Source organism: Bacillus sp. FJAT-28004 (genome assembly GCF_001280845.1).
Classification (GTDB): domain Bacteria; phylum Bacillota; class Bacilli; order Paenibacillales; family Paenibacillaceae; genus Pristimantibacillus.
In genome coordinates this window covers 3,406,517-3,429,691 of record NZ_LGHP01000001.1, presented here as the reverse complement: position 1 = coordinate 3,429,691, position 23,175 = coordinate 3,406,517, and the positions used below count along the sequence as shown (strand labels likewise).

Genomic DNA, 23,175 nt, shown 5'->3' with positions numbered 1-23,175 from the left:
GTTTAGCGCGTCTAATTTATGAATAAATTGGAAAAGCATTGGAGGGTGAAACAGTGAAGATCAATAATCGGAAGAGGCTTGCCGTTATGCTATCAACAGCGATGCTTATGAGCATAATGCCCGCATCGGTATTTGCTGAGAGCTTAAACAAGCCAGCAGGGACGAATGCAGCAGCACAAGCCGTGACATCGTCGGAAGGAGACATCATGAAAGAAGGATTAGCAGCTCCAGTTGATGTAGCGATAACGAAGGAGAAGGCAGAAGCGCTGGCAAGGCAGTACGTGAGCATTCCTAAGGAGTATGTTCTCCAAGGGGCTAGTCTCAATATGGAAATGATGGCTGGCGGCAAACGTAATGCTTGGGGACTCGACTTCGTGAAGAAAGTGAACGGCAAGCATTTGGGGAGCATTTATGTGCGTATTCATGCGGATAAAGGCCAGCTCCTTGAATTCAACTCTTATACTGATAACCCATCTGCCAAACCAACGTATCCTCTTAAGGTTGAACGTGATGCCGCACAGCAAATTGCGCTCCAATTCATAGATAAAATAGCAGCTGATTATAAAGGAAAAATTCAATATAACCCTGATTATGGTGTAAAACTGCGCCCGCCGCTTACTGGTGAGGTCGTACATTCGATTCGATATGACCGTTTGGTCTATGATATCCCCTATGTGGATAACTACATTGAGCTTGAAGTGGATAGTGAGGGGCATATTCGCAGGTACTCTTTGCAGTGGGATGATACGATTAACTTCCCGAAAGTTGATGCAAAACTGACTATGGAAGAAGCAAATAACAAGCTCCGAGCAGCTGCTGCACCGCAGCTAGCTTATATCGTGCCTTACAATATGCAGGGGAAAAGAAAGCCTTTGCTAAGTTATGAACTGCAGCCTATATCGATCGATGCTGTTACTGGCCAGTTAAAGGACCAATCGAGAGACAGTTACTTTAGAGCGGGGACGATATCGGAAACACCGGTGTCCGAGAAACCTTTAGGAGATGAGCCTAAGGCGGGAACAGTTACCGAGAAGCAAGCAATTGATGCGGTAAAAGCTGCTTTTGCGCTGCCTGCTGGAGCGGAGCTGAACGGTTCCAATTACAGTGAAAATAATAATGAGAGCACAGGTGAAACAGAAGCGTATTGGCAGCTGAATTGGACTGTAAAAAAGGATGGCAAGGAGATTGGCTCAGCGTCAGCCTCAGTTAACGGGCGTACTGGAGACGTTCGCCATTTTAATGCATATATGTATAACGAGCAAAGCCAGTCTGGCAGTCCAAAGGTGACGCTTGAGCAAGCATCTGCATTAGCAGTGGACGCGATTAAGAAGCGCTTGCCTTGGCTGACTGACGAGCTTTATTTTGTTAAACCTGATCCGAAGCAATATGAGGGGCTCGACGCAGGAGAACCAAGGCAATACTATTTCAATTTCGTGCACAAAATTTATGGCGCAGCGGTTGAATACGACAACGTCAATTTGGCCATCCATTCGAGCACTGGAGAAGTAGTAAATTATGATGCCAATTTGTCGAACTTTGATTATCCAGCTCAAGCACCTGTTTTGATTAAGAAGGAACAGGCTGTTGACAGCTGGCTCGACTATTATCGAACACAGCTTACGTACCGGCTTGTACAAAACTTCTCATGGAACGGGCAACCTATTCCAATTGAGAAATATAAGTTGATGATTGCTTCAGGCGAAATAAGAGGCGACGAGGTTGAAAAGTCAACTAATGCTGAACTTGTTTACCAACTTGTACCAAGACTAATGGATGAATCGGTATTTCTTGATGCAGAAACAGGTGGCTGGCGCAATCGGGAAACAGGTGAAGTTACGCAGCTTGAGAAGCCGAAAGCGAAGGATATTGAGGGACATTTTGCGCAGCGACAGCTTGAGCTAATGGTTGCTTACAAAGCGCTTGATGTGAAGGATGGTCTTGTGCGTCCCAATGAAGCAGTTACACGTGGAGAGTTAATTAAAATGCTTGTGCTTGCACGAAGCAGCGGAGTATCACCGCTCTCGATGTCCTTCAGTAATCAGCTTATGGGTAAAGCTTCATTTAATGATGTAGCTGCGGACTCCAGCTATTTCGTGTATGTAGAAAGCGCATTGGAACAAAATTTGATTGATGTTGGCGATGGTTCCTTTAACCCTAGCGGTAAAGTATCCCGTGATGAAATGGCGGAGCTGATCGTTCGAGCACTTGGTTATAATGCACTTGCGAATTACGATCATATATTTAAAGCCTCGTTTAAAGACTCGGCTGAGATTGAAAACAAGGGGCAGGCGGCAATTGTGGTAGGTCTTAAAATTATGAGCTTGTCGGATGGTAAGTTTTTGCCTAAGAAGCAGGTGACGCGAGGTGAAGCTTCGGTAGCATTTTTCCGTTACCTTCAATCACGCGCTGAGCTGCAAGAGGCCCCCCTACGCATGTAACGTAATACTAAAACAAGAAACCTGGATTCTACGAGACGTGCGGCGTGCTTGTAGAATCCAGGCTTTATTTATATATATGGAGCCATAGTTTACATGTGTTTCATTTCACTGGACGAAAGTTAATCGGTTTTCTTCTTTTTTGAGCTAAAATTTGTTACAGACTTCGCATCCTCAATCGTATCATTGACGAATGCCATATCCTGGTTTTTGGCTTTCATATTCGTCGTCCCTTTGTAATTTCCTTTATGAGTCTGATTTTCCATAAGTTTGCCTCCTTAAATTTTAGGTGCTTTTATGCACGGATCAAGCCAGCACCAACATAGTATTTCCGCAGCCCGGCTAATCATTCTGAATCTTCATTTGCCAAGGAAGCCAGCAAATGCCACTTAGGCTTAACGGATGGCACTTTCAAAGTAGGTGACGCTGGGGTATAATAGCTGGAGTTGTTTACTTTCGGGAAAATAGGGGTGTCTTATAGCATGGCATTGAAAGCAGGAATAGTAGGTTTGCCCAACGTCGGCAAATCAACATTGTTTAACGCAATTACGCAAGCAGGCGCAGAATCTGCCAATTATCCTTTTTGTACAATAGATCCTAACGTTGGTGTTGTTGAGGTACCGGACGAGCGTTTGGACAAGCTGGTTGAGCTAGTTGTTCCTAAGAGCATCGTACCTACGGCGTTTGAGTTTGTAGATATTGCCGGCTTGGTTGCTGGCGCGAGCAAGGGCGAAGGTTTGGGCAATAAATTTTTGGCGCATATCCGCGAGGTAGATGCCATTGTTCATGTGGTTCGCTGCTTCCAAGATGACAACATTACGCATGTATCGGGTAAGGTAGATCCAATTAGCGATATCCAAACGATTAATTTGGAGCTTATTTTGGCGGATATCGATTCAGTTGATAAAAAAATTGAACGCTCCCGTAAAAATCTTAAGGGTGGGGACAAGAAGGTTGCTCAGGAAATCGAAGTGCTTGAACGCATTAAGGAAGCGTTGTATAACGACATGCCTGCGCGCAGCCTGGAGCTGAGCGATGATGAGAAGCTGCTTGTTCGTGATTTGCATTTGTTGACAATGAAGACGGTATTGTATGCCGCTAACGTGAGCGAAGACGAGGTTTCAAATTCAGACGGCAATGAGTACGTACAAAAAGTACGCGAGTTCGCAGCTGCAGAGGGCGCAGAAGTAGTGCCAATCAGCGCGAAGGTTGAAGCTGAGATTGCTGAGCTTGAAGGCGAAGACAAAGAAATGTTCCTTGAGGAGCTGGGCATGTCGGAGTCGGGCTTGAACCGTTTGATCAGTGCTGCGTACAAGCTGCTTGGTCTATACACGTATTTCACGGCGGGTGTACAAGAGGTTCGCGCATGGACGATTCGCAGCGGAACAAAAGCACCGCAAGCGGCTGGCGTTATTCATACCGATTTCGAACGTGGATTCATTCGTGCTGAGGTTGTTTCCTTCACGGATCTTGCAGCTGCTGGTTCCATGGTAGCGGCTCGTGAGAAGGGGCAAGTTCGTCTCGAGGGTAAAGAATACGTCGTGCGTGACGGCGATGTTATCCATTTCCGTTTTAACGTGTAAATATTAGGGGAATAATAGAGCCCTGTAAGTGCAGCTTTGCGCTTACAGGGCTTTGCTGCTGTTAGCGCCACAGCTTGATGTCCAGTAACCAATGGCTGTTGCTTGGCATATGAAGATTGAAGCGGTTCGTAAAAATAGGCATGATTAGCTGGCTGTAAATCGAAACCAGCAGTCGATAGAAATTCGATGGTATGGTATAATGAACATTATCCTAATGGAATAAACAGAGGTGAATGATCGTGTTTGACCGTTTAGAAGCACTCGCAAACCGGTATGAGAAGCTGAGTGAGCTGTTGTGTGATCCGGATGTATCCAGTGATCCCAAACGGCTTAGAGAGCTTTCCAAGGAGCAGTCGGATTTACAAGAGGCATATGATGCCTTTACGGAATATAAACAAGTTACCGAGCAGCTGGGCGACGCTAAGCTGATGCAAGCTGAGAAACTCGATGACGAAATGCGTGAAATGGTTAAAATGGAAATCGACGAATTGAGCAAGCGTCAAGCTGAGCTTGATGAGCAAATTCGTATCGTTCTATTGCCGAAGGACCCTAATGATGACAAGAACGTTATTGTCGAAATTCGCGGTGCGGCTGGCGGAGATGAAGCTGCTTTGTTCGCATATGAGCTATATCGTATGTACACGAAGTTTGCGGATGCTCAAGGCTGGCGCGTAGAGTTGATGGACTTCAGCGAAAATGACGTTGGCGGATTCAAAGAGGTTATCTTTATGATTACGGGCAAAGGCGCGTACAGCAAGATGAAGTTCGAAAGTGGTGCACATCGCGTGCAGCGTATTCCTGTAACGGAATCGGGCGGACGTATCCATACATCGACTTCGACGGTAGCTGTTATGCCGGAGGTTGAAGATGTAGAGGTTGAGATTCTCGACAAGGATATTCGTATAGATACTTTCTGTTCCAGTGGAGCAGGCGGACAGTCTGTTAATACAACGAAATCTGCGGTGCGTGTATTGCATGTTCCAACGGGTATTATGGCCACCTGTCAGGATGGCAAATCACAAAATGAGAACAAGGCGAAAGCACTTGCAGTGCTTCGTGCACGTATTTCCGATGTTCGCCGCCAAGAAGAAGAAGCAAAATATGCGGGCGAGCGTAAGAGCAAGGTCGGAACGGGAGATCGCAGCGAACGTATTCGCACATACAATTTCCCGCAAAGCCGTGTAACGGATCACCGTATTGGATTGACGCTTCATAAGCTCGATTCAGTTATGAACGGCGATTTGTCAGAGGTTATTTCTTCTCTGACGATTGCAGAGCAAGCTGATCTTATGGAACGTGAAATGGCTTAACAATGTTGCGCTAGGTCGCTGGTTGCTTATCATAAGCAATCAGAGGTCTGGCGTTTTATTCGGTTTGGGGAAGCGATGCAAGCGTACGATGCGAATGTGTGAGATGACGGCTTGCTGTTGGCTGGGGTATAGCAGTGAGCTTAGTTTGTTGTAGTAAGCTGAGAAGTGGTACTGGGGAATAGAGTGGCGGCAAGTAATGCGTGACGGAATAGACTTTAGATTTGAAAGGGCGATACAGGGATGAGCAAGCATTCGGAGGAGCAATGGTTCGTTGAGCCGCTAACGTTGCGGCAAGCTTGCATGCAAGCGACCGAGATCCTGCAGTCGGAAACGGTGGAAGAGCCGCGCAACAATGCTGAGCTATTGCTCATGCATTTGCTACATATGGACCGAGCTGCGCTGCTTCGTGATGGCGGTGAATTGTTTCCTATTGAGCGGTTAGCGGATTGGGAAGGCCTCGTACGGCGTAAGGCAGCTGGGGAGCCGGTTCAATATATTATTGGTGAGCAATGGTTTTATGGCCGGCCATTTACAGTCACGCCTGCGGTACTCATTCCGCGTCCGGAGACGGAGCTGCTCGTAGAAGCGGTGCTTGACGCAGCGGATCTTATTTGGCCCCCTGCGATGATTGCAGGGGAAATGCAGCCGCCGACAATTGTCGACGTCGGCACAGGCAGCGGCGCCATCGCCGTAACGCTAGCTACGCAGCGTCCCGCATGGCGCGTATGCGCATCCGATCTATCGCCGGACGCGCTGGCAGTCGCCCGCACGAACGCGATCCGCCATGAAGCTGCGGATCGTCTGAAGTTCGTGCAGGGCGACCTGCTCATGCCCTTTATAACTGGGCATGAGCAGAGTGAACTCCGGCACGACGAGCTGCGCATCGACGTGCTCGTATCCAACCCGCCGTACATACCGGCGGCTGACATGCAAGGGCTGCAGCGCGAGGTGCGCGACTATGAGCCGCATCTCGCGCTGGAAGGCGGGCCGGACGGGTTAATACCCTACCGGCGTATGCTGGAGCAGCTTCCGCTGCTTGAGCAAATGCCTCGCATCGTCGCTTTCGAGCTCGGCATGGGCCAGCCTCGCATCGTCGCTGACATGATGCGAGAAATGTCGCAATGGGATGACATTCGCATCATCAGTGACTACGCTGGAATCGAGCGTCACGTCATTGCGACGAAGCATTAACTTCGCTCGCAGTAAAAAGCGGTTCCTCTAAGAAAGAGGAACCGCTTTTTGTATTTATCTGACTCTCCATTGCACATGTATCCCTTATCCCTAAGCAAACTTTAATGCGACAAGTATAATACGCCTCTAATCCTTATTCCGGCATCATATTGGTGCTTATCGCGATGCGATTCCATGCGTTGATCGTAATAATTGCCATAATGATTTCTCCGATTTGTTTGCTTTCGAAATACCGCGCAGCTTCTTCATACACAGCATCGGGCACATGTTCCTTCGTAATGACTGTGACCGATTCTGTTAAGGCGAGTATCGCTCGTTCTTCCTTCGTGAAATACGGCGTATCACGCCAAGCGCTTAAAGCATAAATCCGTTGCTCGGTTTCACCCAGGCTTCTTGCGTCCTTCGTGTGCATGTTAATGCAGTACGCACAGCCATTTATTTGCGATGCGCGAATTTTAATCAATTCTTGCAGCTGCTTGTCGATGCTAGTAGTGCCTAGGTATTGTTCCAATCCAACCATTGCTTTATATGCGGCGGGTATTTCTTTGGCTATCTGGATTCTTTCTGACATGTTTCTCATTCTCCTCTGCGTTCTGATTTATTTGCTTTCATCCTCTAAGACAAAACACAGCGATCGGATGTGACAGCAGATTGATAATAAGGTTTAATTTATTTCGGGTTGCCCCATACTCCGTCTATCTGAATAGGTGGAGGTCCCAATTTTAAACAGATCATTCAATCCGAACATGCTTCAGCTTGTCGGGATTCAACATGACATAAATCCGCTCAACCTTCTGCCCTTCCTCATCCAGTTGAAAGCTGATAACGCTTCTTGGCATGCCGTCTTTGTTCACGATGACACCAGCTTGTCCGTTAACGTCAGCGAATTGATGGCCATCTCCCAAGAAGGTCCTCGGAATTACACCCTTCAAAAAGGCGATGACTCTGGCTCTGCTAATTATAGCGAAGATAGCTGCACGCACCTTGCCGCCTCCATCGGAAATAAGAATCGCTTCTTCCGACAAAAGAGAAACCAATTTATCGAAGTTTCCAGAAGCAGCTGCTTCCATGAATGCGACAGCAAGCGGCTCTGCTTTGACCGTGTTTGTGGGAAGCAGAGTCCTTTTCTCTTGAAGCTTCTCTTTAGCTCGGCTGTATATTTTACGGCAATTGGCTGCCGTTTTATGTAAGCATGAAGCGATTTCCTCATAATCGTATTGGAGTGTTTCTCTAAGTATAAACACAGCCCGCTCAACTGCTGTAAGCTGCTCAAGCATAACAAGCAGAGCATAAGAAATGTCTTCCTGCTCCGCATAAATTTCAGCAGGGTCTTGTTTGGTCGTGCTGACGTCTGGTTCGGGCAGCCAATGTCCAACATAGACTTCTTTTCTTTTGCGTGCAGATTGACTGAGATTGATCGAGCGGTTAGTGAGCATTCGAACGAGATAGGCTTTTTCATTTTTAATCTCACTGAGGTCTAGAAGACTGTAGTCTGCAAAAACATCCTGAACGAGATCCTCAGCCTCATTGAACGTGCCAAGCATTCGATAAGCAATCGAATGGAGCAGCGGTCGATAAGCTGTATAGGTTTTTTGGAAATCCATCAAGCATCCATCCTTCACATTTACTGACATTATTATAACTTGCTAGAAGGGCGTATGCGATAGGATCAAAAATAGATAGATTGCTAGGTTTATATATTCGGGTAAACGGACATAATGACGGATAGATACGTTCCGGAACGCAAGCAGACGCACTGACGGGTGCGACGAGAGGAGCTTGTGTTATATGTCCAGCCATTATTCCCTTCATTCCTATTCCAATATTTCAAAATCCGCTCATTCTAATTCGGGTCATTCTAATAAGTTAGTTTATCGTAAATCGTATGGTTTTATTATTTTTGCACTTATTGTCTTAATTATGAGCTGGGAAGCCCAGCAAATGGATGCTGCGGTTGCGGGCGGAGAAATTCCGCAGGAAGCGATTCGCCTTCGTATTTTAGCCAATTCCGATAATCCTGCTGATCAAGTCGTGAAGCGTCTTGTCCGGGATGAAATCGTTAAAGCGATGAATAGTTGGGTAACGGGCCCTCAGACAATTGAGGAAGCACGTCAGACGATTCTCGCCAATATGCCTGAAATTGAACGGATTACAGCGGAAGTGTTGAAGAGCCGCGGCTTTGAATATAGCTCCTCCGCAGAGCTTGGCATGGTTCCGTTCCCGACGAAGATGTACGGCAATCAAGTTTACCCTGCTGGAGACTATGAAGCATTACGTATTACACTTGGTGAAGGCGGCGGTCAAAATTGGTGGTGCGTACTGTTCCCGCCACTATGTTTTATCGACGCTGTAAGCGGTGAGGCAGCGGCAGCATCTGGAGCAGAGACAGAACAAGCAGCGGCAGTGAAATCGGATACTGCACCTGCCAAGACAACTGCACTAGAAACAGCTTCTGCAGACACTCCTTCTCAAGGTGAAGCGCCAGAAGCGAAATTTTTTCTTTGGGAAATGATCAAGTCCTTCATTGATTGGATAAAATCACTGTTTTCATAAGAAACGACAGCTGCGCCTTTAAAGGTGAAGACGCAGCCGTCGTTTCTGCTTGTTTACGGGTGCTTATGCTATAATAGCGAATGAATGAACAATTTCAATTAAGAGCAAGGATTGAAGGATAGAGATGACTAAAACAAATGTATGGCGCGTGAATAAGGCTCATGATCATCAACTGCGGGAAGAACTATCGGAAGCCGCGAATCAATTAAGAGAAGGCGGCCTTATTGCTTTCCCGACCGAGACGGTTTATGGGCTTGGCGCGGATGCTCGATGCACAGCGGCGGTTGAGCGAATTTTCACCGCAAAGGGGCGTCCATCGGACAATCCTCTAATTGTGCATATTGCCAATCGCAAGCAATTAGATGAGCTTGTGCTGCCTTATTCTGAACTGGCTTCATCGCTGATGGAAAACTTTTGGCCAGGACCGCTTACCATTGTGCTGCCCGTTCGTGAAAATGCGTTATCGCCGCTCGTAACGGCTGGACTATCTACCGTCGGTATTCGAATTCCTGATCACAGAACGGCGTTGGCGCTGCTTGAGATAGCAGATTGTCCGGTCGCAGCACCGAGCGCCAACCGATCTGGAAGGCCAAGTCCTACACTTGCTGAGCATGTGCTGGAGGATCTGGATGGACGCATCGATGGCCTCATTGATGACGGTGCGACTGGTGTCGGCCTCGAGTCAACGGTGATCGAGCTCGCTGGCGAGAATAGCATTCGTATTTTGCGGCCAGGCGGAATTACTCGCGAAGCGCTTCAGAAAGCGGCACCCTCTGCGGCAATTGATAGCGCCTCAATAGAAGAACCAGAGTCGGCCCCGCGATCTCCAGGCATGAAATATACACATTATGCACCAAAAGGGGAGCTCGAGCTGGTACAGGGTGATTTTGAAGCTGTCTCAGCATACATTCAAGATCAAGTTGGAGCTGCAAGGGAGCGCGGCGAGGTAACTGGCGTGCTCGCCTTCGAGGAAAGATTGGATCGCTACGATGCGGATTATGTATTCTCGTTAGGCAGTGAGGAGGAGCTTGGCACAGCGGCTCATCAGCTTTATGCGGCATTGCGTGATTTTGACGGAGCTGGCGCTCAGCGCATTTGGGCAGAGAGCTGCAGTGAGCACGGCATCGGCGCAGCACTAATGAATCGGCTAGCCAAAGCGGCTGGAAACCGAATTATTCGCGTATAGAAAGTGATCTAGGAGTGAATATCATTTTCCAAACAAAATTAGCCTGAAACCGCACTAGTATGTTTGTCCTCATGTCCGCATATGTTTGGTAAAGACTACAAGCGGACATGGGGGAGATAGGCTGTGATTGAAGCACAATTGCAAGCTGGACAGTTTTTAACGCTGCTCATTATTGCGGTGGCGCTCAGTCTAGACGCTTTTTCTCTTGGACTGGGCATCGGGCTCAAAGGCATAAGGCTAAGGGAAATATTGAAGCTGGGCGTTGTTATCGCGTTGTTCCATATGATTATGCCGCTGGCAGGCATTTTTACAGGTCAATACGTAGGCTCCCTGCTTGGAGATGTGGCCACGACTGCGGCGGGTATTTTGCTGGTACTGCTCGGCGGACACATGATTTATAGCTCGCTGCGCGGTGAGGCGGTTCAATCCTTTGACCATAAATCCTTGTGGGGTTTGCTCGTGCTTTCACTTAGCGTCAGTATTGACTCATTCTCAGTTGGCATTACGCTTGGGATGTTCGCAGCAAACATGTTGATGACGGTTCTGCTTATTGGCCTGCTCGGCGGTGTGATGTCGATATTTGGCTTAATGCTTGGCCGTAAAGTCAGCGGTCAGCTTGGCGAATATGGAGAGGCAATAGGCGGAGGGATTTTATTCGTATTCGGCATCTTGTTTATTTTTTAAAAGATAAGAAAGTAGATCATCTTCTAATACTTATTTATATTTCACCGTCAAAGGTGCTTCAGCGTCTAAAGGACGCCGAAGGCGTTTCTGCTTGATCGTTGAACAGTTTGGCATAACGTGCAAAAGGAGTTGGCAGTGTGAAACGTATTTTATTTGTTTGTACAGGCAATACATGCCGCTCGCCAATGGCAGAGGCTATGCTTCGCCGGATGGCTGCTTTGAGAGGAATTACCGTCGCCGTTCGCTCCGCAGGCATATCCACCATTGATGGCCTGCCAGTGTCAGCTCAAGCAGTGGAAACACTTAGGCAGCGGGACATCGAGCACAAGAGCACGTCGCTGGCGCTTACGAGCGAGGCGGTCGGTTGGGCTGATATTATTTTGACGATGACGGTTAATCATAAACGTGGATTGCTGCAATGGCATCCCGAAGCGGTTGACAAAATCTATACGCTAAAGGAATATGCGAATCAAGACGCTCAGGTGCTCGCTGATATTGAAGAACTGGAGCAGCTATATACGGAGCTTCATATGAAGCAAGCGCTGGGTCAGCAGCTGACAACTGGCGAGAGAAGACGATTGCTCGAACTGGAGCGTCGTATACCGAGCTTTGACATCGTTGATCCTTTCGGAGGCTCGCTTGCTATATACAACAGCAGCGCCAATGAAATAGAGGATGCACTCGTCAAGCTGCTGGACAAGCTGGCCAAAAGATAATTCGTGACAGGACAGCTTCAGCTGTTTAATGGATTGATTTTTTAAGCCGTTTCAGTTATTATAAAATGACAATATACGGTTTCCGATGTAACTGGCGACGGAAGTGGGTAACCACGGTGGAGCATCGGAATATACGGCCGGTCGCCTGGGCAAAGAGCAGCATGCTAATAAGCATGTCTTGCTCTTTTTTCGTCTTTTTGAGCAAAAATAGGTATACTAGCACTGTGATGTTACATTTCTAAGGAGGTCTTTACGTTGAAAATTGCTATTGGTGCTGATCATGCTGGATACCGTTTGAAGGACGTCGTTGTACCGTTTCTTCTGTCGCTTGGCCATGAAATTGAAGATGTTGGTTGCAACTGTGACCAATCAGTCGATTATCCGGACTATGCATTGCCCGTATGCGACCTTGTTACAAGCGGCAAAGCAGAGCGCGGTATACTGATTTGCGGAACGGGTATCGGTATGACGATTGCGGCAAATAAAGTACGCGGTATCCGCTGTGCACTCGTGAATGACATGTTCTCAGCCCAAGCAACTCGGGAGCATAATGATACGAATGTTTTGGCGCTTGGGGAACGAGTGGTTGGTCCTGGAGTGGCACTTGAAATTATTCGCATCTGGCTTGATACGCCGTTCTCGAACGGAGAACGTCATGTCGGTCGTCTTAATAAAGTGAAACAAATTGAAGAACAGAACAGCAGCCAGTCCTAATTAGGGGGCAATCGCAATGAACGTAGACGAAAACGTACAGTTTGGAAGCATTTCAGAGCAGGTGGAACAAATTGTTCGGGAGCTAGTTACGGCAGGCAAGCTTGTTATGAGTCAGCTGCTAGTAATCGGTGTAAGTACTAGTGAGGTGCTCGGTCACCGCATTGGAACTTCGGGTACAATTGAAACGGCTGCACAAATTTACGCAGGCGTTGAAGCGGTTCGCAGCGAGGTTGGCTTCATTCCGGTTTATCAATGCTGCGAGCATCTGAATCGTGCGCTTGTGATTGATCAAGCTTCCGCAGAACGATTGGGACTAGGCATCGTAGGTGCAATTCCGGTACCGAAAGCGGGCGGATCAATGGCGGCATACGCCTATCGTCAGCTGAAGGCACCTTGTCTGGTGGAAACGGTACAGGCCCATGCGGGTATCGATATCGGTGATACGTTTATTGGCATGCATTTGAAGCGGGTGGCTGTTCCCGTTCGTCCGACTATTCGTGAAATTGGCGGAGCCCATGTCACGATGGCCATTACGAGACCGAAATTAATAGGCGGCTCCCGTGCAGTATACGAGCTGAGCACGGATATAACGGCACAGCAATCTGCTGGGACATGCGAATAGTTGATTTATGATCATAATGATTTGATTTTAAATAAAGGGTTTCTAATTTGAGGAGGAATTTAATCATGGAAAATTTGCGCAAACAAGACCCAGAAGTATTGAAAGCATTAGGACTAGAGCTTACACGTCAGCGTGACAACATCGAGCTTATCGCATCCGAGAACATCGTTAGCGAAGCGGTATTGGAAGCTATGGGAAGCGTCCTAACGAACAAATATGCAGAAGGTTACCCAAGTAAACGTTTCTATGGCGGTTGTGAACATGTTGACATCGTTGAGGATATTGCACGCAATCGTGCGAAAGAACTTTTCGGCGCTGAGCATGCGAACGTGCAGCCACACTCCGGCGCACAAGCGAACATGGCTGTTTACCTTGCAGCTTTGCAGCCTGGCGACACTGTACTTGGTATGAATCTTGCGCATGGCGGCCATTTGACGCACGGCAGCCCTGTTAATGCATCTGGATTGCTTTATAACTTCGTTGCATACGGCGTGCAAGAAGATTCCTTCACGATTGATTATGAAGAAGTTCGTAAGCTTGCTTTCAAGCACCGTCCTCGTTTGATCGTTGCTGGTGCAAGTGCATATCCACGTACGATCGATTTCGAGAAGCTTGGCAAAATTGCTAATGATGTAGGCGCTTTGTTCATGGTTGATATGGCACACATCGCTGGTTTGGTTGCAGCTGGTCTTCATCCGAGCCCAGTGCCTCATGCTCATTTTGTAACGACTACAACACACAAAACACTTCGTGGACCTCGCGGCGGTATGATCCTTTGTCGTCAACCTTGGGCTGCAGCCATCGATAAAGCGGTTTTCCCTGGCTCGCAAGGTGGTCCTTTGATGCATATTATTGCTGCTAAAGCAGTAGCTTTCGGAGAAGCGCTTAGGCCTGAATTCAAGCAATACGCAACACAAGTTGTTAAGAATGCAAAAGTTCTTTCTGAAGAGCTTGTTGCAAAAGGCTTCAATATCGTATCTGGCGGAACAGACAATCACTTGATGCTGCTTGACACACGCAGCCTGAACATTACAGGTAAAGTAGCAGAACATGTGCTTGATGAAGTCGGAATTACCGTTAACAAAAATGCAATTCCATTTGATCCGACAAGTCCGTTCGTAACATCTGGTATTCGTATTGGTACACCAGCAGCAACAGCTCGCGGCATGGATGAGAAAGCAATGAAGGTTATTGCTGAGGTTATTGCACTTGTGCTTAACAGCCCTCAAGATCAAGATGTGCTCGCCAAAGCGCGCGGCATGGTCCGTGATCTTACGGCACAATATCCGCTTTACCCTGGCATGACTTACTAATCATAAATAAATTATTATTTAAAAAGACCTATTTGTGCATATGCATGAATAGGTTTTTTTTTGATTATATGCCGTGCATAAATAATATTTCTATAAAAAATAATCCAGCAAGAAGCAGATTGCAATCGATGAGCAAACGTCAATATTAAAATGAAAAAATGTTCAGCCAATGCATCTAGAAATTAATAAATATATATAATAGTCGATATAACATATGTTATAGTGTAAAGACTGAAAAAAACGGGTTTTAAGTGATAAATAAATATGATTTTAAAATTAATATGGAAATATAAAGTATATTGAATTTAATCTGTATTTTTAAAAATTAGTTCTATTTTTGTTAATAATTAACTGTAAAAATATTAATGTGAAAAATTAATGAAATAATTAACTGAATAAACGCTGTACAGCATTAACGCAACAAATTAATTAATTGAATAAACGCGTCAAAGCGCTAAAGAATAGTGTATAAAAGTAAATATAAACAAAAATTTACAGCTTACATATTCTTGATAAATAATTAACATGGTTGTATAGTGAAAAATATTATTAAATATAATCTCATTGTTTAAATGGGAAGAGTGTTTGACAATGCTCAAGGGGATACGTGCATTTGCATTGGACAAGCTAGTTGAAGATGCAAAAGTTTGTGTATTAGGCGCGAGTGGGTTGAACGGTATTGCCAAGTTAAACAGAGCAGAGAAAAAAACGGGAGGATTACAATGAGAACAAGAAAGTTTGGTTTATCATTTATTGCTGCTTTACTCATTCTTGCTATTGTTGCTGTAGGTTGTACGCCGAAAGAAGAAACAGGCAACAACGGTGCTACAAACGGCGCCACAAACGGAGGAACAACTGCAGCGAAAGTTTTCAGATTGAACATTCACTCTGAGCCTTCAACTCTTGACCCGGCACTTATGGAAGACAACGTATCAGGTACACTTGCAACTGGTATTTATGAGGGTCTAACTCGTAAAAATGAGAATGGTGAATCCATTCCTGCAACAGCTGAAAGCTGGGAAAAATCAGAAGACGGCAAAACGTACACTTTTAAAATCCGTAAAGACGCAAAATGGAGTAACGGCGACCCTGTTACTGCAAATGACTACGAATTCTCTTGGAAACGCGCTCTTGATCCTGCTGTAGGTTCAACTTACGCGTACCAATTCTACTACATCGTTGGCGCACAAGATTATAACGAAGGCAAAACGACAAACACTGATGCGGTTGGTATCAAAGCTCTTGATGCTCAAACGCTTGAAGTTAAACTCGTTTCACCTACGCCTTACTTCTTGAGCCTTACTTCTTTCTATGTTTACAACCCTGTTCATCCTTCAGTGAAGGACAACGAGGCTTGGGCTGCTGATGCAAAAACAATCATCGGTAATGGTCCTTTCAAAATGAGCGAATGGCAGCACAATACTTCCATTAAGCTTGTTCCTAACGAAAACTACTACGAAAAAGACCAAATTAAATTTGCAGGCGTTGACTTTACAATGATCACAGAGTCTGCAACTGAGCTTGCTAACTACGAGACAGACAAACTTGATTACACTGGTAAACCAACGGGTGAAATTCCAGCTGAACAAATCCCGGTTCTGAAAGAATCGAAAAAAGACGAGATCGTTACAAAAGGTATCGCAAGCTCGTACTACTACCAATTCAACACAGAAGAAGTTCCTTTCAACAACTTAAAAGTTCGTAAAGCACTTGCAATGGCGATCGACCGCCAAGCAATCGTTGAGAGCGTAACGATGGCTGGCGAAGTTCCTTCGTTTGGATTTGTTCCACCAGGCATCATCGGTTTGAAAGAAGATTACCGTAACGAAGTAAAAGATGATTTCTTCACTGAAAATGTTGACGAAGCAAAAACATTGCTTGCTGAAGGTCTAGCTGAGCTTAAGCTAGCTAAGTTCCCTAAAGTAACATTGACATTCAACACAAGCGACGGCCACAAGAAAATTGCTGAAGCAATCGTTGAAATGTGGCGTCAAAACCTTGGTATCGAAGTTGGTATCGAGAACCAAGAGTTTGCCGTTCTACTGAAAAACCGTACAGCAATGAACTATCAAATCGCTCGCGCAGGTTGGGGAGCTGACTACAACGATCCAATGACTTACTTGGATATGTTCGTAACTGGCGGCAGTCAAAACAATACAGGTTTTGCTTCTCCTGAATATGACGCTTTGATCAAAAAAGCGAATGCAAGCGGAGATCAAGCTGAACGTGTTGCGGCTATGACTGAGGCAGAAAAAATTCTTATGGAATACATGCCGATCATGCCGATTTACTACTACAGCAACGTTTACATGCTTAAACCTGGATTCAAAAACATCGTTACAGACTATAAAGGCGACATTGACTACACAAGAGGTTACTACGAAGCGAAATAGTCGTCCTTCCAGCACCTGAAGCTAGGGATATATGCGGGGTGTCCGCATATATCCCTTTCTTGTTGACAGATTCAGGCTTTATCACTTATAGCATTGCTTCTTGTTTATATTCTGTAAGGAGGTGTCCATTGCGTTGATAAAATATGTATCCAAGAAGTTTCTATCCATGTTTGTCTCGTTGTTTGTTCTTGCGTCCGCTACGTTCTTTCTTATGAAAATCATCCCGGGCGATCCCTTTATTAGGGAGAAGGCTATTCCCGAGAAAATAAGAGAGCACCTCTTGCAAATGTACGGCCTTGATCAGCCGGTATGGAAACAATATTTGATGTATTTGAACAATTTGCTTCATGGCGATTTAGGGATGTCAATGAAGCAGCAATATATGTCCGTTACTCGTATTATTAAAGAAAGCTTTATTTATTCTGCGCAAATCGGCCTTTTTGCCGTCATTGTGTCTTTAGCATTAGGTTTGATTCTGGGCATCATTGCGGCGCTTAATCATCGTAAATTTTTGGATAGCTTCACGATTGTTATTGCAGTGCTAGGGGTATCGATTCCCAACTTTTTGGCAGCATCCATTTTACAGTTCGTGCTAGGCAGCAAGCTGCGCTGGCTAAATGTATCGGGACTTAACGATCCTACAGATTTCATTATGCCTGTTCTTGCGCTTTCATTCCTTCCAGCCGCATTTATCGCGCGTCTGACGCGCTCAACGATGCTAGAAGTACTATCCGCTGACTACATTAAGACCGCTCGCGCCAAAGGTCTCAGCGGCCGCATTATCTTGGTTCGTCATGCTCTACGCAATGCTATTTTGCCAGTAGTAACTTATATCGGACCGATGACCGCTAACATTATTACCGGATCTGTCGTTGTCGAACAAATTTTTGGTATAGGTGGAATTGGAAAATATTTTGTACAAAGTATTACTAACCGTGACTATACGCTCATAATGGGGCTTACTTTATTTTATGGTATTATCCTGATGGTTGCGCGGTTCTTGACTGACGTTGCTTATGGCTTTGTCGATCCGCGTATCAAGCTGACAAGAGGAGGCGGAAAAGGATGAAGGATAAGACCTTTACGCCGGATCAATTCGCTAAGCTGAATAAAGACGAGAAGCACACGGAAGTTGTTGTTCGTGAGAGCATCTCTGCATGGAAAGATGCTTGGCTGCGTCTGCGTTCCAACAAAATAGCAATGTTCAGCTTAATTGTATTGCTTATCGTCTCCCTTGCGGCGATTTTTGGCCCGATGATATCGGAGCAGGATTTTCAAACCAATCACTTGAAGGAAAAAAATCTGGGCCCTAACGCTACCTACTGGTTTGGTACAGATGATCTCGGACGGGATCTCTTCACCCGTACTTGGATGGGCGCTGGAATATCTCTGCAGGTTGGTATATATGCTGCACTAGCTGACTTGGTGCTCGGAGTTATTATCGGCGGAATTATGGGTTATTTCGGCGGACGTGTCGATGAGATATTGAACCGTTTTTGTGAAGTTCTATACTCCATTCCAAGCATGCTTATTATCATTCTTTTGATTGTCATATTAGAGCCTAGCATGTTCACGATCGTGCTTGCGCTTAGTATAACCGGTTGGATCAGTATGGCTTGGATTGTGCGCGGCCAGATCATGCAGCTCAAAAACCAAGAATACGTTATGGCTGCTCAAGCGCTCGGCGCTAGCACTCCACGTATTCTATTCAGACATCTTATTCCTAACGCAATGGGCCCGATTATCGTAACGTTGACGCTTACTGTTCCAAGTGCGATCTTCGCAGAGGCATTCCTCAGCTTCTTGGGACTAGGTGTTCAATCCCCGGCTGCGTCACTGGGTACGATGATAAATGATGCAATTAAAGCATGGACACTGTATCCGTGGAGAATGATTTTCCCAGCAGCAGTTATAAGCATTACGATGCTTTGCTTTAATATTTTTGGCGACGGTCTGAGAGATGCGCTTGATCCGAAAATGAAGAAGTAGGAGGTGGTCAATGATGGAGAAGTTACTTGAAGTAAAAGACCTTCGTGTTAATTTCAAAGTTCGAGGCGGTATCGTTAAAGCGGTTCGCGGTGTGAATTTTCACGTCAACAAAGGCGAGGCAGTAGCCATTGTTGGGGAGTCCGGTTGCGGCAAGAGTGTAACCGCACAATCGCTCATGCGTTTGATTCCATCGCCTCCGGCCGATACTAAAGGATCGATTATGTTTAAAGGCCAAGAAATTTTGAAAATGTCCAATAGTCAAATGGAAGACATCCGTGGTAAAGAGATGGGGATGATCTTTCAGGATCCGATGACCTCTCTTAATCCTACGCTAACGATTGGCCGTCAGATTACAGAGGGACTAATCAAGCACCAAGGAATAAGCGGTGCAAAAGCGACTGAACGCGCCATTGAAATGCTTGAACTTGTAGGTATTCCGAACCCTGCTTCACGGGTTAATCAATATCCGCATCAATTCTCTGGAGGCATGCGTCAACGGGCGATGATTGCTATCGCACTTGCATGCAACCCATCGCTTCTTATTGCGGATGAGCCTACAACAGCATTAGACGTTACAATTCAAGCGCAAATTATGCGAGTCATGAAGGACTTGCAGCAAAAACTTGGCACTTCTATTATTCTTATTACGCATGATTTAGGCGTTGTAGCAGATATGTGTGACCGCGTTATCGTTATGTATGCAGGTAAGGTTGTAGAAACGGGTACAAAATGGGAGATCTTCAAAAACCCTAAGCATCCTTATACAAGAGGACTGCTGCGCTCGCTTCCGCGTCTTGATCAGAAGAAGGAAGAGCCGCTGGTGCCGATTTACGGTATGCCGCCGGATTTGATTAAACCGCCGACGGGCTGCAGCTTCTGTGCTCGCTGCGATGAAGCAATGCGGGTATGCGTGGACAATGATCCTGAATTGCTCCCGGTAGATGGCAATGAGAATCATGAGTCAGCATGCTGGCTAGCACATCCTTATGCAAATCGGGAGGTGTCAGTATGAGTGCACCATTAATTGAAATTAATAATTTGCGTAAATCTTTTAATTTAGGCGGTGGAGCGACGCTCCATGCTGTTAATGATATATCCTTCTCCATCAAAAAAGGAGAAACGGTCGGCGTCGTTGGCGAATCCGGTTGCGGAAAATCAACAGCTGGTCGTACCATCATGCGGCTTTATGAACCAACTAGCGGTGGTGTTAACTTCGACGGGCAAGATATTTATAAGTTGAAGGGTCCTAAGCTCAAGGAACTTCGCCGTGATATGCAAATGATATTCCAAGATCCATACGCATCATTAAACCCGCGTATGACGGTTATGGACATCATTGGAGAAGCGCTTGATATTCACAAGCTTGTTGCTAGTAAAAAAGAACGCAAGCACAGAGTTGAGAATCTACTTGATGTCGTTGGTCTTAATCCCGATCACGCTACAAGGTATCCGCATGAGTTCTCTGGCGGTCAGCGTCAGCGTATCGGTATTGCCCGCGCACTTGCAGTTGATCCGCGTTTCATCATTGCGGATGAGCCGATCTCAGCGCTAGACGTATCGATTCAAGCGCAAGTTGTAAACTTAATGATGGATCTGCAGCGTAAGATGGGCTTGACTTACTTGTTTATCGCGCATGATTTGTCCATGGTTAAGCATATAAGCGACCGCGTAGCGGTTATGTATCTTGGTAAAATCGTCGAGCTTGCAGAGAGCAGTGAATTGTACGCAAGTCCAGCACACCCTTATACAAGAGCTCTGCTATCGGCTATTCCAATTCCAGATCCGGAGATTGAAGCTACCCGTGAGCGTATTGTATTGACTGGCGATTTGCCAAGTCCTATCAATCCGCCATCAGGCTGCCAATTCCATACGCGTTGTCCGATTGCGACTAATAAATGCAAAGTGGACGAGCCTGCACTGCTTGAAGTGAGAAAAGGGCATTTTGCCGCTTGTCACTACGCGTCAGTATAAAGAGACGATGTTTTATTCAACATTTAGAAAACATTCATTGAGGGCTATTTAAGCTTCATGTGTATAGATTTTTTGAAAAAGGTGGAGCAAGGATGATTCCTGCTTCATCTTTTTTTGTTTTGAGCAGGTTGTGCACAATTTTGTGAATATTCTGTGGACAATTGTGGATAACTTACGTTAAAAATGTGGATAGTTTATAATTTGAACGATTTTTTTGAATATATAAAATGATTACTTCACTGAATGTGGATAAAAGTTTGCATGTTTTCTTCACGATCCCCTGTAGATAAGCTTGAGGAGAGCGGCTTCGCAGTGCGCAAGCACAAGGAGCAGGATCATAGAGCGGTTGTGCTGGACATTACGGGGAAGGGTGAGGAAAATCCGTCCGTAACAATGAAGTAGGCATACACGGCATTACAGCACTGTTTAACGGCTTCTCTTCAGAAGAGCTTTAATTTTGTATGCGAGCTTCTTTATCGTCTTGCTTAATGTGCAAATGTTCACAACCGCATGGCGGTTTTTTTATTTTGTAGGATAACAGCAATGGTCCGTGCTATTAGGAGATGTGTTAATATATGGGGAAGACGAACTGACGTGGGAGGGTTAGGATGGAGCAATTTGTAACGATATTGTTCATTGTAGTTTTGGTTATTGTTGTATTAAGTGCAATTTCAAAATCGAATAGTTCAAACAGCAACGCTAAATCGGGCGGAAGAGGCAGAGGTTCCGTTGGTCGTACCAATGCGTTTACACCTTGGCCGAATGCCGAGCTGCCGACTGCACTTGGCGTACCGTACGGCCACCCTGCGAGAACCGCGGCGGAACGCTTGGAATCCGCGCTAGGCATCGATTTTGAGAGCCGAGTAAAGGATAGGGTATTGAAGGAGTTTCCAAGGATATCGGATAAAGAATGGAACTGGACCTGGTTTGAGCTTAAGCGCTACTTTCTCATGTGCGGCATCATGCGCAGCGTTCCTATGTATAGCAAGCAGGTTGATGCGGTATGGCATGAGATGCTGATGTTTACAAGGGAGTATGAACAGTTTTGCACGCGCTTCTGCGGAGAAATGATTCATCATGCCCCGCATGCTCCAGGTGCACAGCCGCTTATGGGAGAACGAGCGATGTTTGACTGGGCGTATGGCGAGCTGTTTGGGCAAGCGCCGGCTAGCGGCAGGTTATGGGGTGCCTTTTACCGAACGCAAATGCCGGAGCAAAGGCTGGGAGAACTTGCTGGGTGGAGCAATGAAGAGCTGCGCAAGGAGTGGTTCAACGTTAAAACAACAGCGCGTTATGCCGATTTGAATGCCGCGGCTGACTATATGATCGAACGGGCAAAATCACAGCTTATTGCGGCTGGAGACGGCAATGCTCCGCACGGCAAAGAAATTCGCACGCGAAACAGCTATAATTATGATCCTGTTCTTGGAGCTACTGGCCTGCTTTCGGGACTTCTTATTTACAATTCTATATCGCATCCGAATGATTTTGCACAGCAGATGGATCAAGCTCAAAATGAAGAGGAGCGCAAAGCAAATGGAAGCGGCGATACCACTTATGCTTGCAGCGGCTCATCCGACGATGGAAGAGATGACCATTCGGACGGAAGTGACAGCGGAGATAGCGGATCAGGCGGGGATTCATCCTGCGGAAGCGGTGGAGACGGTGGTGGATCATCTTGCGGCGGCGGAGGCTGCAGCAGTTAAAAGGAATATAGTTACAGCGGCCTGTGACTCCTATTTTTGGAATCACCGGCCTTTTTTTGCGCAATCATAAAACTCAAGATGCAAGGGCTTGTTTACAATGCTATAATATACGGGATTGTGTGAAGACTACTATACAATAACAACAACAAACGGGAGGAATACCGCTCCATGAGCAAAGTAATCATTTGCGACCATCCGTTAATTCAGCATAAGCTGACTTTTATTCGGAATAAAGAAACGAATACAAAAGATTTTCGGGAATTGGTTGATGAAGTAGCTACAATGATGTCATACGAAATTACGAGAGAAATACCGCTTGATACGATTAAGGTGCAGACGCCTGTAGCCGAGACGGATTCGAAGGTTGTATCCGGAAGAATGCTTGGGCTTGTGCCTATTTTGCGCGCTGGTCTTGGTATGGTCGACGGTATACTGAAGCTGATTCCATCGGCAAAGGTAGGTCATATCGGTCTTGCACGTGATCATGAAACGCTCCAGCCTAAGGAGTATTACATTAATTTGCCTACGGATGCGCCGAATCGTCTGCTCATCGTTATCGATCCAATGCTTGCAACTGGCGGTTCTGCTATCGCAGCCATCAATTCGCTAAAAAATCATCATTGCGATCAAATTAAATTAATGTGTCTTATTGCTGCTCCAGAAGGCGTGAAGGCGGTTCAAGAAGCGCATCCTGATGTCGATATTTATATCGCCGCACTCGATGAGCGTCTGGATGAGAAGGGTTACATCATCCCTGGTCTAGGTGATGCTGGAGACCGCATGTTCGGAACAAATTAGCACAGAGTCGT

Annotated in this window: 22 protein-coding genes and 1 riboswitch; of the genes, 19 read left to right on the top strand and 3 right to left on the bottom strand. The window is 46.0% G+C overall.

The features are described from left to right. Positions 1 to 53 precede the first annotated feature (53 nt). Positions 54 to 2,438 (top strand): S-layer homology domain-containing protein, encoded by a 2,385-nt coding sequence (locus AC787_RS14850; RefSeq protein WP_054025484.1) that lies wholly within the window; start codon positions 54 to 56, stop codon positions 2,436 to 2,438. Positions 2,439 to 2,557: 119 nt separating this feature from the next. On the opposite strand, the gene AC787_RS34465 is transcribed toward AC787_RS14850, so the two are convergent. After that, positions 2,558 to 2,701 carry a hypothetical protein gene (locus AC787_RS34465; protein WP_162839312.1) on the bottom strand — a complete coding sequence of 48 codons (144 nt, stop codon included), beginning with the start codon at positions 2,699 to 2,701 and terminating at the stop codon, positions 2,558 to 2,560. Between the two features lie 216 nt (positions 2,702 to 2,917). On the opposite strand from AC787_RS34465, the gene ychF reads away from it, so the two are divergent. The 3 genes from ychF (at position 2,918) to prmC (ending at position 6,519) form a co-directional block, all read left to right on the top strand. Continuing rightward, positions 2,918 to 4,018 (top strand): redox-regulated ATPase YchF, encoded by a 1,101-nt coding sequence (gene ychF / locus AC787_RS14845; protein WP_054025483.1) that lies wholly within the window; start codon positions 2,918 to 2,920, stop codon positions 4,016 to 4,018. A gap of 239 nt (positions 4,019 to 4,257) precedes the next feature. Beyond that, positions 4,258 to 5,328, top strand: a complete 1,071-nt coding sequence (gene prfA / locus AC787_RS14840) for a peptide chain release factor 1 (protein WP_054025482.1) — start codon at positions 4,258 to 4,260, stop codon at positions 5,326 to 5,328. A 240-nt stretch (positions 5,329 to 5,568) separates the two neighbouring features. Next, a complete protein-coding gene (gene prmC / locus AC787_RS14835) occupies positions 5,569 to 6,519 on the top strand; it encodes a peptide chain release factor N(5)-glutamine methyltransferase (protein WP_054025481.1) in 951 nt (316 codons plus the stop codon). A gap of 133 nt (positions 6,520 to 6,652) precedes the next feature. Here prmC and AC787_RS14830 read toward each other — a convergent pair whose 3' ends face one another. Beyond that, a complete protein-coding gene (locus AC787_RS14830) occupies positions 6,653 to 7,090 on the bottom strand; it encodes a carboxymuconolactone decarboxylase family protein (RefSeq protein ID WP_054025480.1) in 438 nt (145 codons plus the stop codon). Positions 7,091 to 7,250: 160 nt separating this feature from the next. Further along, complete coding sequence (locus AC787_RS14825) at positions 7,251 to 8,123, bottom strand: RNA polymerase sigma-70 factor (RefSeq protein WP_054025479.1); 873 nt, start codon at positions 8,121 to 8,123, stop codon at positions 7,251 to 7,253. A 184-nt stretch (positions 8,124 to 8,307) separates the two neighbouring features. On the opposite strand from AC787_RS14825, the gene spoIIR reads away from it, so the two are divergent. From spoIIR to upp, 15 genes are all read left to right on the top strand, one after another. Then, positions 8,308 to 9,072 carry a stage II sporulation protein R gene (spoIIR, locus tag AC787_RS14820; protein WP_082360778.1) on the top strand — a complete coding sequence of 255 codons (765 nt, stop codon included), beginning with the start codon at positions 8,308 to 8,310 and terminating at the stop codon, positions 9,070 to 9,072. Between the two features lie 124 nt (positions 9,073 to 9,196). Continuing rightward, a complete protein-coding gene (locus tag AC787_RS14815) occupies positions 9,197 to 10,258 on the top strand; it encodes an L-threonylcarbamoyladenylate synthase (protein ID WP_054025478.1) in 1,062 nt (353 codons plus the stop codon). 123 nt (positions 10,259 to 10,381) lie between these two features. Further along, positions 10,382 to 10,942, top strand: a complete 561-nt coding sequence (locus AC787_RS14810) for a manganese efflux pump MntP family protein (RefSeq protein WP_054025477.1) — start codon at positions 10,382 to 10,384, stop codon at positions 10,940 to 10,942. A 137-nt stretch (positions 10,943 to 11,079) separates the two neighbouring features. Then, entirely contained in the window at positions 11,080 to 11,658 is a 579-nt protein-coding gene (locus AC787_RS14805; RefSeq protein WP_054025476.1) for a low molecular weight protein arginine phosphatase, read from the top strand. 77 nt (positions 11,659 to 11,735) lie between these two features. Beyond that, positions 11,736 to 11,816, top strand: a riboswitch (ZMP/ZTP riboswitch). 97 nt (positions 11,817 to 11,913) lie between these two features. Continuing rightward, positions 11,914 to 12,372, top strand: a complete 459-nt coding sequence (gene rpiB, locus AC787_RS14800; RefSeq protein WP_054025475.1) for a ribose 5-phosphate isomerase B — start codon at positions 11,914 to 11,916, stop codon at positions 12,370 to 12,372. A gap of 16 nt (positions 12,373 to 12,388) precedes the next feature. Beyond that, entirely contained in the window at positions 12,389 to 12,994 is a 606-nt protein-coding gene (locus AC787_RS14795) for a TIGR01440 family protein (RefSeq protein ID WP_054025474.1), read from the top strand. Positions 12,995 to 13,059: 65 nt separating this feature from the next. Continuing rightward, positions 13,060 to 14,307 carry a serine hydroxymethyltransferase gene (gene glyA, locus AC787_RS14790; protein ID WP_152970638.1) on the top strand — a complete coding sequence of 416 codons (1,248 nt, stop codon included), beginning with the start codon at positions 13,060 to 13,062 and terminating at the stop codon, positions 14,305 to 14,307. A gap of 722 nt (positions 14,308 to 15,029) precedes the next feature. After that, on the top strand, positions 15,030 to 16,700 hold the full coding sequence (locus AC787_RS14785) for a peptide ABC transporter substrate-binding protein (protein ID WP_054025473.1): 1,671 nt from the start codon (positions 15,030 to 15,032) through the stop codon (positions 16,698 to 16,700). A 133-nt stretch (positions 16,701 to 16,833) separates the two neighbouring features. Next, the gene (locus AC787_RS14780; protein ID WP_054025472.1) at positions 16,834 to 17,769 is read left to right on the top strand and encodes an ABC transporter permease; all 936 of its coding nucleotides are present in this window, start codon (positions 16,834 to 16,836) and stop codon (positions 17,767 to 17,769) included. After that, on the top strand, positions 17,766 to 18,689 hold the full coding sequence (locus tag AC787_RS14775; protein WP_054025471.1) for an ABC transporter permease: 924 nt from the start codon (positions 17,766 to 17,768) through the stop codon (positions 18,687 to 18,689). The genes AC787_RS14780 and AC787_RS14775 overlap by 4 nt, the downstream gene beginning before the upstream one ends. Before the next feature lie 13 nt (positions 18,690 to 18,702). Then, the gene (locus AC787_RS14770) at positions 18,703 to 19,701 is read left to right on the top strand and encodes an ABC transporter ATP-binding protein (protein WP_054025470.1); all 999 of its coding nucleotides are present in this window, start codon (positions 18,703 to 18,705) and stop codon (positions 19,699 to 19,701) included. Beyond that, entirely contained in the window at positions 19,698 to 20,660 is a 963-nt protein-coding gene (locus AC787_RS14765) for an ABC transporter ATP-binding protein (protein ID WP_054025469.1), read from the top strand. The genes AC787_RS14770 and AC787_RS14765 overlap by 4 nt, the downstream gene beginning before the upstream one ends. Positions 20,661 to 20,921: 261 nt before the next feature. Next, entirely contained in the window at positions 20,922 to 21,062 is a 141-nt protein-coding gene (locus AC787_RS34100) for a hypothetical protein (RefSeq protein ID WP_161807542.1), read from the top strand. A gap of 206 nt (positions 21,063 to 21,268) precedes the next feature. After that, a complete protein-coding gene (locus AC787_RS14760; protein WP_054025468.1) occupies positions 21,269 to 22,366 on the top strand; it encodes a hypothetical protein in 1,098 nt (365 codons plus the stop codon). Between the two features lie 168 nt (positions 22,367 to 22,534). Continuing rightward, positions 22,535 to 23,164, top strand: a complete 630-nt coding sequence (gene upp, locus AC787_RS14755) for a uracil phosphoribosyltransferase (RefSeq protein ID WP_054025467.1) — start codon at positions 22,535 to 22,537, stop codon at positions 23,162 to 23,164. Positions 23,165 to 23,175: the final 11 nt, after the last annotated feature.

Coding starts and splice junctions, on each gene's coding strand:
- AC787_RS34465 (WP_162839312.1), bottom strand. CDS start 2,701: ATGGAAAATCAGACTCATAAAGGAAATTACAAAGGGACGACGAATATG.
- ychF (WP_054025483.1), top strand. CDS start 2,918: ATGGCATTGAAAGCAGGAATAGTAGGTTTGCCCAACGTCGGCAAATCA.
- prmC (WP_054025481.1), top strand. CDS start 5,569: ATGAGCAAGCATTCGGAGGAGCAATGGTTCGTTGAGCCGCTAACGTTG.
- AC787_RS14830 (WP_054025480.1), bottom strand. CDS start 7,090: ATGTCAGAAAGAATCCAGATAGCCAAAGAAATACCCGCCGCATATAAA.
- AC787_RS14825 (WP_054025479.1), bottom strand. CDS start 8,123: ATGGATTTCCAAAAAACCTATACAGCTTATCGACCGCTGCTCCATTCG.
- spoIIR (WP_082360778.1), top strand. CDS start 8,308: ATGTCCAGCCATTATTCCCTTCATTCCTATTCCAATATTTCAAAATCC.
- AC787_RS14815 (WP_054025478.1), top strand. CDS start 9,197: ATGACTAAAACAAATGTATGGCGCGTGAATAAGGCTCATGATCATCAA.
- AC787_RS14795 (WP_054025474.1), top strand. CDS start 12,389: ATGAACGTAGACGAAAACGTACAGTTTGGAAGCATTTCAGAGCAGGTG.
- glyA (WP_152970638.1), top strand. CDS start 13,060: ATGGAAAATTTGCGCAAACAAGACCCAGAAGTATTGAAAGCATTAGGA.
- AC787_RS14785 (WP_054025473.1), top strand. CDS start 15,030: ATGAGAACAAGAAAGTTTGGTTTATCATTTATTGCTGCTTTACTCATT.
- AC787_RS14775 (WP_054025471.1), top strand. CDS start 17,766: ATGAAGGATAAGACCTTTACGCCGGATCAATTCGCTAAGCTGAATAAA.
- AC787_RS14770 (WP_054025470.1), top strand. CDS start 18,703: ATGGAGAAGTTACTTGAAGTAAAAGACCTTCGTGTTAATTTCAAAGTT.
- AC787_RS14765 (WP_054025469.1), top strand. CDS start 19,698: ATGAGTGCACCATTAATTGAAATTAATAATTTGCGTAAATCTTTTAAT.
- AC787_RS34100 (WP_161807542.1), top strand. CDS start 20,922: ATGTTTTCTTCACGATCCCCTGTAGATAAGCTTGAGGAGAGCGGCTTC.
- AC787_RS14760 (WP_054025468.1), top strand. CDS start 21,269: ATGGAGCAATTTGTAACGATATTGTTCATTGTAGTTTTGGTTATTGTT.
- upp (WP_054025467.1), top strand. CDS start 22,535: ATGAGCAAAGTAATCATTTGCGACCATCCGTTAATTCAGCATAAGCTG.